Raw genomic sequence first — 14,908 nt, forward strand, 5'->3', positions numbered from 1 at the left:
CGATGCACAAAAAATCCCCGCAGCCGTCTAACTGCGAAAAATACAAGACTATTTTTATCATGTTTTATGAGGTAAGACGTTGACGCGCTTGGATGAGAACGAACACGTTTTGGATAATTGCGAACATCAACAATAAAGACGGGTTGATTTTTATGGAAATAATTCGGCCTCTCAAACTTGGGACCATTTCTTTGCCCGACTCCGAAAGCAGGCTCGTTTGCCGCACCATTTTGCTGGATATGCTGGGGGAAGCAACGATCACTGTCGAAGATGGTGATCTGGCTGGTGTGACCGGACTTTTCTGGAAACACGTCGATCTCTCGCTAGCAACCCTTTACCTTCCCAAAACGCCACTGCGCCTCAAAGCAAACGGCATTGGCACCCCTGATATCGTCATGCTTCGGGCCACGGACGGACCGCTGATCGTGCATCATCGCCAGCAGACATTTACGCTGGCATTGCGAGACGTCATTCTGCTTCCGGCGGATACGTCTTCAGAAATCGTTTTGCCTGAGGGTGGGAGGTTCGATTGTGCGCATCTACCGCATTCGGCCATTGCGCCGGTTCGAAAATCGCTCGAAAGCCTGCTGCTGCGACGGTTTCAGGCGGAGTGCCTGCCGCTTCAACTGCTCACAAATTACGCGGGCTACCTCTTGCGACAGGACCATCAGGACAAGGACCATGCCAGCATGATGGTCGCTCACTTCTATTCGTTGCTGCCCGTTCTGGCGCAACAGGTGAAGGACGAAACCACCCCGCCGGAGGTGCCGCAAAATCGGGTGGAATCGATGAAGGTGCTGATCGAAGACAATCTGGCGGATGGCTCATTCTCGATCACTGATGTCGCCAGGGCCGAGGGCATCACGCCGCGAGCCATTCAGAAGATTTTCAGTCGCACAGGAACGACATTCTCTCGCTATGTGCTGGAGCGGCGGCTCGTACTGGCCAAGACCTTGATCCTGTCCGACACTGCGGCAACGCCGATCAGCCAGATCGTCTATAGCGTCGGCTTCAATGACCTGTCCTATTTCAACCGGACGTTTCGCAGCCGTTATGGCATACGCCCCACGGATTTGCGGCGCATGACAGGATAAAGCGAAGAGGCGTGACGGAGGGCTCAACGCCCTCCGTCATATTCAGGCCGCTTCTTTCTTCCGGTCGAAATGAACCAGCGGATTGCTGACCATTCCCTGGAAGTCCGGCACTGGACGCTCGTCATCATCGGCATAACCATGGGTGAAGAGGCGAACGCGATTAAGGCAAAGCCTTGGATATTCTTCACAGAACAGATCGAAAATCTCGAAGCGGTCGGCCATGTCAGGGAACCGCGCCTGATACCGCTTCACGCTGGCTCCAGCCAAGGCCCAGAACGCTTCTTCCGAAAGGCCGGACTTCTTGTCTAGCAGTACCGACATATAGCGGAACACGCAGACGAACAGCGTTGTCTGGATGAAGTGGATCAGGAAGTCCGGCGGCAGGCGAAGCAGAACGTCCTCAACTTTAGCTGGAAGGCTGGCAGTTTCCGGAAAATTCAGGTCGCAGACAATGACATCATCGATGAAGTCGCGCAGTGCCAGCCGCTCCGGCAAGCCATCTTTCAAAATCAGTGTTGCGTTCTGGCCGTGGGCGGAGAATGCAAGCCCGTGGCGTGCGAGCAGATGGAAAACAGGCGGCAAGACCACATCAAAGAATCGCGCCATCCAGGTTTCAACGCTAACGCCAGCCTTCTCCGCCAAGGCCTGAACCACCGGCTTGCTATCGCTGCCCGCATGCATGAAGGCGGCCAACGGCATGCCGGTCTCACCGGCTTTGAGGTAACCGGCTAGGCTATCGCGCCACAGGCATCCCAGCATTTCGTTGAACTGGTATGGCGCACCCGGGATTTTGGAAAATTGCGGATGGACATAATGCATGCCCGCGCGCTCACCGAGAAGAATAAGGCCGCATTCCTCGGAAAGGAAAGTGTCACTCGCCAGCAGCTTGTCCAGCCACGTTGTGAAGGGAGCAGCCGTCAGGGCGCGCTTACCCGGAATGCCACGATAAACCGCCGTGTTAAGTATGGTCATGCACAACTTCAGCGTCGATTTGGCAGGTGCGCTGACATTCGACATGGTCCGGACAGACTGCTGCGGCACGTAAAGATCATTCCCCTCGCCCAGAAGCACGATATGCCCAGATGAGATATCAGCGGCGAAATGCGGCACGATCATGTGGTCCCATTGCCAGGGATGAACCGGCATGATGTCATGTGTCGTCAGTGATGCGCCAGCGGCTTCGAGCTTTCGAACGAAGGTCGCGAAAGCCTCATCACCCAAAGCCTCGGCAACGAGTGCCTCATTCGTCATGCCATCTTCGGCAACAAAGGACGCGCGCTCGCGGCTAACCCCGATCCAGACGATTTTCATCGCCGCACGGTTTTCTGGCGTATAGGCCAGATAGTCGGCATAACCCAGACCGATGCGTCCCTTGCTGACGGTAACCCACGGATGGCCGGTCGTCTCGCCTTCCATACGGATATCGTCCAGCTCGGCCAGTTCGGCTCCGGTCTTGCTGGCGCGGGCCGCGATATGAGCATCCGAGACCAGCGTGTTGCCAAGCTCACGAATGAAATGTGCGACCGTCATCGGCTTCACACCAAGCTCAGGCAGCACCTCTGCGCAAAAGGCAAGCGGATCGTGAACCGGTGTATCGACGCCGTCCGCATGTTTTACGATGCTGTTTGGTTCGACCGAGAGGTTGTCGAACACATAGCGCTTTGCCTTGAAGCTGTAGGATGCGTTGGAAAATTCAATCTGGTAGTGGCCTGACCTTTCCTGCTTTACCGGGAACACGCGCTCATAGGCGAATTCTTCGATGACCTTGGCCAGCAGGCGGCGGGATGTTTCTTTCCACAGGGTCGGTGCGAAAGCGGGCTGAAAAGGTGCTTCAAACGGCGCGGGCATAGACATCTCCTGACATTTTCGAGGATTGGGCCGGATCTTGTGGAACTCCAAAGCTTTGGAATGCAGAGCGTGCGGTGACCCGGTAATGCTCTTCTTCGAGCAACTGGTTGATGATGACGGCGTTGCGGAACGCGCCAAGCCCAAGATCGGGTGCCCCGACACCATGCTGGAAAGTTTCGGCATTCTGAACGAAGACGGCACCCTTGCCACCATCGCGGCGTTTCGCGCGGAAATCAGCGCCAACGACAAGATCGCCGCGCTCACAGGTTTCCAGAACATCGCCTTTCAGCCTGTCCAGCCATTGGGGCCACGCATGGCGATATCCTGTCGCGGCCACGATTGCGTCGGCCTCGATAATGCTATCCTCTTCGGAAAGATTGTGACGGACGCCAATCTTCAAATCACCGGAGAAACCTGTGCCTTCGACATTGGTGACTTCGCAATTGGGCGAAAGGGAAAGCCCGGGATCGCGCCCGCCAATGGAACGCTCATAGAGAAGGTCGAAGATGTCGGAGATGGTCGAGAAGCTGATGCCTTTATAGAGCAGCCCCTGATCGGCGACGACATCGCGTCTTTTTGAACGCGGCAGGGTGTGGAACGCACGCATATAATCAGGCGTGAAATATTCCAGACCGAGCTTGGAATATTCCATCGGGAAGAAGCCTGCCGAACGGGTGATCCAGCGAATGGAAGCACCGGCTGCGATCCGTTCGGGCGTCAATTCGTTGAACAGCGCCAGCACGCATTCGGCCGCGCTCTGGCCGGAGCCAATGACGGTAACCCGACGCGCCTTGGTCAGTTCCGCCTTTCGCTTTGCAAATTCGGCAGAATGGAAAATCGGCGCATTGCTGCGAACCCCTGTCCATGCGGGCAAATGCGGCGCGGTGCCGATGCCGAGAGCAATGTTGCGGCTGTGATAACTGCGCACAGCGCCGGCCGGAGATCGCGTTTCCGTTACGAAGGTTTGCGAGGCCGCATCGTGCCGCACACCGACAACGCTTTCGCCAAACCGGCAGCTTTCCAGCTGTTGCGATGCCCAGCGGCAGTAATCATCATATTCCTGACGCGGGATCAGGAAGTTTTCATAGAAATAGAATTTGTAGAGCCGGTCGTGCACCGCAAGGTAATTCAGGAAGCTCAAACGATGCGTCGGGTCCGCCATGGAAACGAGATCGGCAAGGAACGGCACTTGCAGCGTGGTACCCGGCAGAATGAGGCCCTCATGCCAGCGGAAGCTCGGCTTGCGTTCCAGAAAGGTGGCCGAGATCTGCGGGTGGGAAGACAGAAGCGACGCAAGGCCTAGATTGAATGGCCCGACACCGACGCCGGTCAGATCGAGTGTTGTCATGATCAAAGTCCAAATTGTTCGGTGAAGCGCTGCCTGTGGCAAAACATCAGCTTGGCACGCTTGTCCGGTAAATCGATTTCCCCCTGCTCCTCGAAGGCGCAGATGGGGGCGTAGCGAAGCAGGCGACGGGCGGCGACGCTCGGTTCGCCCACCACCTTCTCCGTGGCAGGGTCATCCAAAAACAGAAAGCGCGTGAAGGCGCGGATCACCGCTGGCGCAATGCCGTGGCCCAGAAAGGATGGCTCCCCCACCAGCATGTGCCAGCCGCGATCCTTCTCCGCTGCCAGATAGTGGCGGCCGAGAATATCATCTTTTGCCCAATAGGCTTCCCAATAGCTCATGGGCGAGCCATCAATGAAGCCGATATACGGGTCCTGATGCGGATCAGCCAGATTAGTGTCGATGTAGGCGGCAATATCCTCTTTCGGCTTTGCCATCTTCCATTGCGGCACCACATGTGGCTGGTTCATCCAGCGCCAAAGCAGATCGAGATCGCGGTTCTTATCCAGCATCCGGAAACTGACCGTGCGGCCAATATCCGGGTCGTATCTCGAATAGGCAAACTGGCTGCTGGCTGTGGTCAAATCAGCCATGGGCCTGCACCCTGGCGCTCTGAAACAGCGGATTATCGATTTCCAGATAAACGGACTGTGTTTCCAGCGGCCCGACAAGTTCATCCATCTGCGCAAGCCTCGTTCTGAGGTTCGCCTTGCATCTCAGAGCCGGTGCCAGCATCTTGCTGACGAGGCCGGATCGGCCGCCTTCCTCCGCGTCCAGTTGCAACAGCGCCTCGCGCAGCATCCCGATCAGCCGTTGCTCGTTGATCAGGCCCTCGCGACCAAGCGCGCCGATCATGCCCAGCGTGGAATTGATCAAGCCGTAATAGAGAACACGTTCATCCACGGCGTCCTCACCGAAGACGGACTCGCTTCGTTCGCCAATGCCCGGAATGGCCGCATTCAACGCTCCGTGGGCGCGCTCGTGGTGGAAGAAGCCTTGGTTATCCCGATAAAAAGCCGCGACAGGGTAACCCTCGGCAATTTCCAGCAGCGTGTTTTGCTGGTGTGCTTCAATGGCGATACCGTGGCGCAGGTAAAGCGCAAACACCGGCGTTACGAAAACAGAGAGGAAACGGGCGAACCAGTCTTCCGCAACAGCCTCGACCGAGCGGCTTTCAATATCGGCCCGCTTGCGGATCAACACCCCGAGCCGGCTGCCGCGCTCCGGCAAATGCTCGCACAGCGCCGCCAGAAGCGTGACATTGCGGCCAACCTCTGCACCGTGGAACGGGTTTTCGCGCATGGACACGGACAGCCCATCGTTTACCTCGCCGCCGACGGAGACACCGATATAGGCTGGGTCAGGCATGAAATTCAGACCGGGATAGTCAGTTGCGAGAGCGTTCCCCAACGCGCTTGCGCGGAAGCGATACATGTCATCGCCGCGCAAAAGCTCCCGCGCCAGATTGATGCGCACGGAGTTGGTAATGCCGATGCCGAGTGAGAGCTTCAGCATGAAGGGCGCATCGGGCCGATAGAGCGTTCGTACGGATGACGTGGGAAACCAACGCTTTCCGGCCTCTCCGCAATCCACGATTTTTCCCGAAGACACCAATGCGCCGACATCAGCATCTTTCAGCATGGCATCCGCCTGCCAGGGGTGCACAGGCAGGAAGGCAAAGTCTCCCTCAGGCAGCTGGCTGCGCAGAACGCCCAGCGTTTCGGCCTCTACTGCGTTCAACCATGCTTCGACAGAGGGCGAACCATTGGAATGGCCAGCGTGATAGATGTCACGGGTAACGGCAAACCAGCGCAATAGAAAGCTTGCGGCGAATTCAGGTGAATATCGCTTGCCTTCCTCTTCCGTCATGCCGTCGCGGCTTTTCGGGCAAGGGTGAATGCCGTGCCCGGCAATTAGGCCCTGTTCCGCTTCGATGAAAGAAACGTCCTCGCCGACGAGTTTTTCGAGATCGGCTTGGCGGTCCTGAAGGGCGGCTTCCACCAGCATGCGGCTGGAATGAGCACGGCTCAAAAGGTCGCGACGGCCTTCGTCGGAGGCATTGGCCTCCAGCCGTTCAATGATGATGCTGATTGTGTCGCTGGCGCTGACGGCGCGCGTACCGTTATCATCGGTCAGCACAATTGGCTCGCCGAACAGGTGATGGCCGGTCGCGGAGCGATACAGCACTGGGATTTTCAGGCTGCCGCCGTGGCCTGGAAAGTTCAACGTCAGTTTTTGGCCACTGCCATCATGGCCCCAGACGATGCGGCTGGCATATTCGCGTGTCACGCAGTTGAGGAGGGATCGAAGGGCGAGTGTTGCTGCCTTACAGGCGTACATGGTCGTTCTCCAGTTCGCGCGCCATGGTTCCAACCGCGTCCAGAACACGGTCGATGACGTCAGGTGTCGAATTCGGGTTGAGAAGCGTCAGTTTGAAATGAACCCGCCCATCAAGGACGGTTGTCGCAAGGGCGGCGGTGCCGTCGCGGAAAAGCTGTGCCCGTATGGCCAGCGTCAGTTCGTCGGATCGCGCAGCACCGTGTGGCGAGATGTAACGGAAAAGGACCGTGGACAGCGTGGGCTGCTGCGCCAATCGCAGATAGTCGCGCTTGCGAATGGAGTGAGCCGCCGCCAGCGCGTTGTCCAGTGTCCGGCAGATCAGGGCATCGAGACCATCTTGGCCGATGGCACGCAACGTCATCAAGAACTTCAAGGCATCGCTTCGGCGCGTGGTCTGGACGGATGATTCCACAAAGTTCGGCACATCTCCGAAAATTGAGACCTCGGGGTTGAGATAATCGGCCTTCATCGACAGAGGCGAGAAATGCGCGCCGTCACTCAGCAGCAAGGCTCCGCAGCTGATTGGTTGAAACAGCATTTTGTGGAAATCGAGCGCGACGGAATCGGCCCGCTCGATGCCATCGAGGCAATCCCGATGCCGGGAAAACAGAAGCCCGCCGCCATAGGCCGCATCCACATGCAGCCAGAGCCCATAAGATGCAGCAAGATCAGCCACCTCGCTCAACGGATCGATCGCACCGAGATCGGTCGTGCCCGCCGTTGCCACGACGACGAAGGGGACGCGGCCTTGCTCTTTGGCTTGGTCTACAGCCTCTTTCAAAGCCGAAACCGACAGGCGGCCTTCTATATCCGTCGGCACCGTTACGACGGCATCGCTGGCAAAGCCCAAAACGGATGCGCTTTTGCGAATGCTGAAATGCGAATGCTCCGAGGTGAAAATCACGCCGTGACTTCTCGCCGCTGCACCGTGCCGTTCCGTTGCCAGATAGAGCGCCGTCATGTTGGACTGGCTGCCGCCACTGGTGAAGCTGCCGCTTGCTGATGCTGGCAGACCGGCAAACTGCGTCAACCACGTCAGCACCCGTTCTTCCACCAGCGTTGCGAAGGGTGACTGATCCCAAGAATCGAGTGACTGATTGGTGGCGGAAATCAGCACTTCAGCCGCCAGTGCGGGTACAGCCACCGGGCAATGCAGATGCGCCATGGTTGCCGGGTTTCCCACATCGAGCGCATGCCTAACCGCCGGAACGCCAATATCCTCAAGCGCTGCGGAGAGACCGGTGCCCTGCTGCGGGAAGACATCCAGCGAAGAGAGAAAGCCGCGCATATCATCCGCATCCACACCAGAATGAACCCGGTGTCTGGACGCGTTCTGCACGGCCAGATCCACCGCTTCGATCATCGCCTTGCGATAGGATGCCTGCGATGTAAGGCTAGGGCCGAGGATGGACGCTGAAAGCTCATCCCCGGCGGCAAGCACCTGTTTGCTTTGCAATACGGTCACGTTCATGCCGCGTCGCGTCCAAGGCGCGAAAACGTGTCGGACAAAATGTTCGACACCTGATCGATCTCAGCATCGGAAATGGTGAGCGGCGGCAGGAACCGCAGCACGCTGCCATGACGTCCACCGGTTTCCAGAATAAGTCCCGCTCTAAAGGCCTCGCTCTGCACCGCGCGCGCCATATCTCCGCCATGCGGCGGCTGACCCGCACTATCAGGTTTGCGCGTTGGATCGATCATTTCGACACCAAGCATCAAGCCCTCACCACGCACATCGCCAATGTAAGGCGTCTGCATCCGAATGCGCTCCAGATTGGCGCGTAGCCTGCGCCCGGCAATGGCCGCGCGTTCGACCAGACCATCCCGCTTGATGATCTCAAGTGTTTTGGAGCCCGCCGCCATGGCCAATTGGTTGCCACGGAATGTGCCTGCATGGGCACCCGGCTTCCACAAATCGAGACCTTCGCGATAGATCATGACAGCCATTGGCAGACCGCCGCCGATGGCCTTGGAAAGAATGATGATGTCAGGAACGATGTCCGCCTTCTGGAAGGCATAGAATGTTCCGGTACGACCGACGCCGCTCTGCACCTCATCGAGGATCAGCGGAATGCCGAGTTCACGCGTCACGGCGCGAACTCGGCGCAGCCATTCCACCGGCGCGGGGATAACGCCGCCCTCACCCTGAACGGCTTCCAGAATGACGGCAGCGGGCAGATTGACGCCACCTTCTGGGTCCCGCATCGCGGACTCGAAATAGTCTGCAGCAAGCGTTGCGGTTTCCGCACCGCCCCGTCCGAATGGGCAACGATAGGCATAGGGATACGGTAAGAAGTGTGTGCCCGGCATCAACTGGCCCACGTCCACCTTTGGCCCCAAAGACCCCATGAGGGAAAGCGACCCTTGCGACATCCCGTGATAGGCACCGCGAAACGCAACGATATCCGTGCGGCCCGTAGCGGTCTTGGCAAGCTTTATAGCGGCTTCCACAGCATCCGAGCCGCTGGGTGAGCAGAACTGGATTTTTGCTTGTTCGCGCAGACCGGCGGGCAGCGTTTCATAGATATCCGATACGAACTTGTCTTTGACCGGGGTCACGAGATCGAGCGTATGAAGCGGCAGACCCGAAGTGAGGACCTCTTGCAGGCTTGAGATAACCTCGGGGTGGTTGTGTCCGAGTGCCAGCGTTCCGGCACCGGCAAGGCAATCGATGTAGGTCCGGCCTTCGACATCGGTCACCATGCAGCCAGAGGCGGATTTCAGGGCCAGCGGGAAGCGGCGTGGGTAGCTGCGGGCATTGGATTCTCGGCGCGCCTGACGCTTGAGATAGAACTCGTTATCGTGCCGTTGGAACGTGTCCATAAGATCAACTCCAGTGGAATCTTTCGTGGAATTCGCGTTCGCTCAGACACCTGCCGTAACAGGTGCCAGCGAACAGCGCCCGAGCCTTTGGAGAAACCACACTGACAGTGCCATGCCAGCAAGAGAGATGACGGTCGCCGTGGAAAACAGCGCGGAGTAACCCAGCTTGTCGGCAACGATACCGGCCACGGATGCACCTGCCATGTAGATGATGAGTTCCGCGCACGTCAGGATGGTGAAATCCGTGCCGGGCTGATCATGCGATGAGGATTTCATGAAGAAGGAATAGATGGCGACGAGTTCCATGTAGCGGATGAGGGTCTGAAACGCCGAAGCCGATAGCGCCACCCAGATACCGGGGAGAACGCCTGCTGCGTTCAGCGCAAATGCCAGAAAGCATATGCTTCTCAGACCACCCAGAAAAACAAGCGTTACGGTCAGTCCAGCCTTGCGGATGAGAAATGCGGCAATCGCCACACCAATCAGGCCAGCCGTTGCGGCAGCACCGCCGGAGAGATAACCGATCCAGTCCGTTGGCACAGTGATATCGACCAGATAAGTGCCTTCCATGCCGCGCACGAGACCTTCGCTGGCGCGATATGTCAGCGCAAAACCGAGGATCAACCAAGCATTCGGGCGACGGAAGAAGCCGAGCAAGCTCGCAGGCTTTTGGCTTTTCGCCGCAGTTGGCGCTTCCGGCTGCATGGCGACGGCAGCGGTAAGCGGCAGAAGAGACAAGGCGGCAACCAGAAGGATCATGGTCTGCCATCCGGCAAGATGGAACACGACCAGAGCCGCCGTTCCGCCGATGATCACGCCTAGCGCTACGGCCCCAGCCTGCACCGCATTACCCATGGACCGTGTTCTGTCCGTCAGTTGCCGCACCGCATAGCCATCAGTCGCAATGTCCTGAATGGAGGACGTAACGGTGATGCAAATGCAAATGGCAAAGAGAACCGAAACGTTGCTGGGATCGACTAGAGCCATCGAGGCAATACCGGCGCTCACCAGAAGCTGGGTGGGCACCACCCATCCCCGGCGATGCCCGATCTTAGGCCAGGGAGACCAGCGGTCAACCAATGGCGCAACGAGAAACTTCAGGATCAGGGGGAGCATCAGCAGAGAAAACAACCCGATAGCCGTGCGCGACGCGCCGCTTTCTCGCATGATCGGCGGCAGGGCGACCAGCAGCAGATAGGTCGGAATGCCCTGAGCAAGATAAAGGCCGCCCAACACACCCACCAACCGTCGCTCGAATGGCTTGGTCAAAACAGCGCTGTCAGAAATCTTCTCATCGATGTTTGCCATGCGGGAACCGAATTGTTTGGCCGGGATCGCAAAAGCCCAGAAGGTGGGCGTCAAACGCCATCGCGTACCGGTAAATTAAACAGGAGTATTATTATCATATTTAATTCCAGACAATCCCGAAAGCTTGGATGTGAGCGAACCCGATTAAGACAATAACGAACCGTGAATGTAAGCGGGGACTTTCACGGCGCAAAGGTGGCTCAAACTCAGCCTCCGCTGGGCCGACTCCGTTTGACAGAAAACCTTGAGGACATCGTATCAGGCGCAATCAGGGTTCAGGAAAACGCACCGCCGAATCGTGAACTTTATCTGCGAATGAAACAGACCGTCTGGCGGCGATTACCCTCGCCTCCAGCACCTCATCCCTGGTCTGGTCGGAGTTGAGTCCCGAGATGGCCGATCCGTCAAGGTCCATCGCCCCCACCCTCTCAATCATGCCAACCTCAAGCAAATCGGCACCGTCGCAAAATGCTAGAAGCGGCATCGTTCCAGCACCGCCAGATGTTGCTGCGAACGTCGTTTCCCTTATGTGGGTATGCGTTAGGCCGCACATTGGATGATACATGTTCCAAATATGCGGCACTTACATGTTGTACAATGGCACAATCTGTATTTACCGCCTTGTTGATATACGAACCGGCGACCCCGTCGCTTGGATCACGTGTCTTTGCATCAATTTGCGCTCGGAATGCTCGGTCTTGGGCCACGCAAAGCGGGCAAACCGCTATGGACAGCCGCAACAGGAAAAACAGGCCATTCTGATGTGATGAAGATTGAACCTGCGGTAATCATATGGCTGACATTTGTGATAAAAAATCAAAACATCCAGCACTCAGAGCGCCGCCTTGAAGTTATGTCCCCTATGGGTTACATAAACTCATGTTCACGATTAGGCGCACCCGTGATTATGCGGACTGGATCAAAACGCTAAAAGACTTTCGTGCTCAGGCTCGAATTGCCGACCGCATTGACCGTCTCGCTGCGGGAAATCCTGGCGATGTAAAGCCAGTCGGCGAAGGCGTGAGTGAACTCCGCGTTAATTATGGGCCTGGTTATCGTGTCTATTTTGTCCGGGACGGGTCGGTCGTTTATGTTCTTCTTTGCGGTGGCGACAAGAGTACGCAGGACAAAGACATTCGACTAGCTAAAAAACTAGCACAGCAATTAAAAGGAGTAATCGCATGCCACTTGAGACGTTTGAGTACGACTCCGCCGAATTCCTTGGATGTGAGGAAGCGATTGCTGAATATCTTCTAGCTGCTAGCGAAGATGGAGACGCAAACCATATTGCTCGCGCTCTTGGAGTTGTCGCGCGCGCGCGCGGCATGTCAGACCTTTCTCGGAATACCGGACTTACACGACCTGCTCTCTACCGGGCATTAAGTGGGGATGGCAATCCAGAGTTTGGGACGATCGCAAAGGTAGCTGACGCACTTGGTTACAGGCTAAATCTTGTTTTGAAATCCGACAGGGGATCGACCGCCGCAGTGAAGTGACCCTTGCATCATCAGTTGCGGGTAGTGGCGAGGGGGGCGGCCTAATTGATGTAGCGCTTTTGGACGAGAGCGCCTTGAAGAGATGTAAACCGACGACCTGCTCTTCTCCCGACGAAGCTGATCATCAGAAAATTTACTGATACGATTCCGACCTTAGGGCCAGTCGTTTCGTTGCATTCGATGGCCCAGCATCAAATCCCGAAGTGGGCGCGGATGTTCAAATTTTATCAAAGGGTTTTCCTGCCATGGGCGCGGTCTTCGTAAAGAGCAAATCCTGACTTAGCCACTGCTCTTCAAAATTTGCGATGGATCTAGCGCTCATCGCGGGATCAAGGGCACCGAGTTCCGCTGAAATTGCTTCCACAAGGCTGATGCCCGGTAAGATAGTTGTATAAAACGACGTGCTTTCTGCTGGTGCCAGTAGGAGATGGTCGCCATTTTCGGCGAGGGCATCGACAGCGGCATCGGTGATTATGCACGTCGTCGCACCGCGTTCTTTGGCTTGTCGCGCGGCACGAATGGCGGAATTATAAAGCCTCCAGAAGGTGATGATAACGACGACATCACCTTCCTTCACATCACCCAGTGCGTTAGCGATCATCACGCCATCCGTAGCCAGCTCCGTACGATAACCACAAAGCGTGGCGTGGTGCGCGAGGATGTTGGCTATCGATGCAAAGCTGCCGGACCCAACCACAATGCGTCGTTTGGCGTCTGCAATAGTTTTTGCAACATCGCGGACAGACTGCCTGTCCGTTCGTCTCCGCAATGCCGTCAGTTGCTCAATCTGACGGTTCAATGCCGCGTCGAAGGGCCGTTCCGAACCGGTTTCCTGTTGATGCACCACACTAACTTCCGGTGCAGAAAGCTTGCTCATAAAGCGGGCGCGGATTTCTTGTCTCAGATCCGGCCAGCCGGAGAAACCCAGGCTTTGAGCCGTTCGCGTAATGGTCGCTACATTGACGTTGGCTCGCATTGCAAGCTCTGCTGCAGATGCAAAGGACGCATGTCGCGGATCATTGATCACGGCTTGAACAACTTCGTGCGCGGCTGGCGTTAGCTCATGTTTTTCATCGAGGTGACGCAGCCAGTCCTCAAGCGACTGCATAAATTCGGATGCAGCGTTCTTTGCATATTGCATTATTAAATCTTCCTGTGCAAAACTTATTGCGCGACAAAACTTTGCGCGCGCAATCCGCATTGGCGCGGTGAGCGATCACACTATATAATGGGAACAGGAAATGTATAACACCGCTGCGAGACTGGAGAGGCTGCCAGTCGGCCGGTTCCAATATAAATTACTGATGATGGGCGGCCTTGGTTACATGTTCGAAGCCTGGGACGCGGGTATTATCGCTTTCCTGCTTCCCGCCTTGCGTGCGCAGTGGCAACTGACCAGTCTGCAGGTCGGTTATCTCGCCAGCAGCACTTACGTCGGATTTCTCATCGGTGCCTTGATCGCGGGAGCGATTGGTGATCGATATGGCCGCAAAAATGTAATGCTCTGGGCTCTGGTACTGTTCTGCCTCGCGAGTCTTGCAGGTGCTGCGGTCAACGACTGGCATCAGTTTTTCGCAATTCGTGTGATCGGCGGTATCGGGATGGGTGCAGAAGCTGCGATCATCGCGCCGTTCTTGTCGGAATTCGTTGGTGCCAAATATCGCGGCAGGTTTACCGCTTCGCTCGCAGCCTTCTTCTCATTCGGCTTCGTGATCTCGGCGGTGCTCAATTATCTCTTGGTGCCGACGTCTGAAAATGGATGGCGTTACGCACTGATCGTGACGGCCATGCCTGTCATTGTTGTTCTGTGGTGGCGTCGTAGTCTGACAGAATCTCCGCGCTGGCTTGAAAGCCAGGGCCGATACGACGAGGCCAACGAAATCGTCACGGCGATTGAAAATGACTACCACAAACGTGGTGTGTCACTACCAACAGCTGCCTCTGCGCCCCACGTTGCAGCAACGCCAAACACCTCTCTGTTCAAGAATTTTAAAACACTCCTGTCGCCACGGTTCTTGCGGATCACCATCATGACGTGGCTGTTGTGGGTATCGGTTACCTTTAGCATCTATGCGTTCATGACCTGGATTCCGAGCCTGTTGGTGGAACGAGGCATGACGATGACGAAGAGCTTCTCCTTCTCCATTCTCATCTATGCCGCGCAAATTCCAGGCTATTTTACCGCTGCATGGTTTTGCGAAAAGATAGGTCGCCCCTACACCATCGTCCTTTACATGGCGTTGGCCGCTGTATCGGCGCTATCGCTCGCTTTCGCCACAGGTGACAATCAGGTTATCGCGCTCGCCATGACACTTTCCTTCTTTATCAATGGTGTTGCGGCTGGAGAATATGCCTACACACCGGAAGTGTTTCCGACACGTATCCGCGCGACGGGTGTCGGCACCGCATCGGCAATTGGTCGAATTGGCGGCATAGCAGCACCAATCCTCGTCGGCGCGGTTTATCCAATCGGTGGCTTTGCCGGCGTGTTTGGCATGACGACGGTCATCCTGCTGATCGGCGCGGCATCGGTTCTGCTTTTGGGTATTCCGACCAAGAACCGCTCGCTTGAGGAAATCGAGGCTGAAGAGTTCACCGGACGCTCGAACTGAAACGGCGTTCTGTTGTGGCAAGTGGGAGCGGCGCCTGTC

10 protein-coding genes and 2 pseudogenes are annotated in these 14,908 nt (G+C 56.7%); 4 read left to right on the plus strand and 8 right to left on the minus strand.

Annotated elements, in window-relative coordinates:
• The first annotated feature begins 152 nt into the window (after positions 1-152).
• On the plus strand, positions 153-1,094 hold the full coding sequence (gene rhrA, locus CPJ18_RS24280) for a rhizobactin biosynthesis transcriptional regulator RhrA (protein WP_149896063.1): 942 nt from the start codon (positions 153-155) through the stop codon (positions 1,092-1,094).
• A gap of 42 nt (positions 1,095-1,136) precedes the next feature.
• On the opposite strand, the gene CPJ18_RS24285 is transcribed toward rhrA, so the two are convergent.
• The 7 genes and pseudogenes from CPJ18_RS24285 to CPJ18_RS24315 all read right to left on the minus strand — a co-directional run bounded on the left by CPJ18_RS24285 (position 1,137) and on the right by CPJ18_RS24315 (position 10,761).
• Complete coding sequence (locus CPJ18_RS24285) at positions 1,137-2,942, minus strand: IucA/IucC family protein (protein WP_103660314.1); 1,806 nt, start codon at positions 2,940-2,942, stop codon at positions 1,137-1,139.
• Positions 2,926-4,290 (minus strand): rhizobactin siderophore biosynthesis protein RhbE, encoded by a 1,365-nt coding sequence (rhbE, locus tag CPJ18_RS24290; protein WP_103660315.1) that lies wholly within the window; start codon positions 4,288-4,290, stop codon positions 2,926-2,928. The genes CPJ18_RS24285 and rhbE overlap by 17 nt, the downstream gene beginning before the upstream one ends.
• Positions 4,291-4,292: 2 nt before the next feature.
• Positions 4,293-4,883: a rhizobactin siderophore biosynthesis protein RhbD gene (gene rhbD, locus CPJ18_RS24295; RefSeq protein ID WP_077122928.1), complete on the minus strand. Its 591-nt coding sequence runs from the start codon at positions 4,881-4,883 to the stop codon at positions 4,293-4,295.
• Positions 4,876-6,630, minus strand: coding sequence for an IucA/IucC family protein (locus tag CPJ18_RS24300; RefSeq protein ID WP_077122929.1), 1,755 nt, complete (start codon positions 6,628-6,630; stop codon positions 4,876-4,878). The genes rhbD and CPJ18_RS24300 overlap by 8 nt, the downstream gene beginning before the upstream one ends.
• A complete protein-coding gene (rhbB, locus tag CPJ18_RS24305; RefSeq protein WP_103660316.1) occupies positions 6,617-8,101 on the minus strand; it encodes an L-2,4-diaminobutyrate decarboxylase in 1,485 nt (494 codons plus the stop codon). Before rhbB ends, CPJ18_RS24300 begins: the two co-directional genes overlap by 14 nt.
• A pseudogene (gene rhbA / locus CPJ18_RS24310) lies at positions 8,098-9,468 on the minus strand (diaminobutyrate--2-oxoglutarate transaminase); the annotation flags it as partial. The pseudogene rhbA and the gene rhbB, both read right to left, overlap by 4 nt.
• Before the next feature lie 27 nt (positions 9,469-9,495).
• Entirely contained in the window at positions 9,496-10,761 is a 1,266-nt protein-coding gene (locus CPJ18_RS24315; protein WP_077122948.1) for a RhtX/FptX family siderophore transporter, read from the minus strand.
• A gap of 879 nt (positions 10,762-11,640) precedes the next feature.
• Here CPJ18_RS24315 and CPJ18_RS24330 point away from each other — a divergent pair.
• Positions 11,641-11,931 (plus strand): annotated as a pseudogene (locus CPJ18_RS24330) (type II toxin-antitoxin system RelE/ParE family toxin); the annotation flags it as partial.
• An 11-nt stretch (positions 11,932-11,942) separates the two neighbouring features.
• Complete coding sequence (locus CPJ18_RS24335) at positions 11,943-12,257, plus strand: addiction module antidote protein (protein WP_103660319.1); 315 nt, start codon at positions 11,943-11,945, stop codon at positions 12,255-12,257.
• Between the two features lie 217 nt (positions 12,258-12,474).
• Here the strand turns inward: CPJ18_RS24335 and CPJ18_RS24340 are convergent, their stop codons facing one another.
• Positions 12,475-13,398, minus strand: coding sequence for a MurR/RpiR family transcriptional regulator (locus tag CPJ18_RS24340; RefSeq protein ID WP_080803407.1), 924 nt, complete (start codon positions 13,396-13,398; stop codon positions 12,475-12,477).
• Between the two features lie 100 nt (positions 13,399-13,498).
• Here CPJ18_RS24340 and CPJ18_RS24345 point away from each other — a divergent pair, with 100 nt between their 5' ends.
• Entirely contained in the window at positions 13,499-14,869 is a 1,371-nt protein-coding gene (locus tag CPJ18_RS24345) for an MFS transporter (protein ID WP_167397976.1), read from the plus strand.
• Positions 14,870-14,908 lie beyond the last annotated feature (39 nt).

The organism is Agrobacterium rosae, assembly GCF_002915175.1.
GTDB classification, from domain to species: Bacteria; Pseudomonadota; Alphaproteobacteria; order Rhizobiales; family Rhizobiaceae; genus Agrobacterium; species Agrobacterium rosae.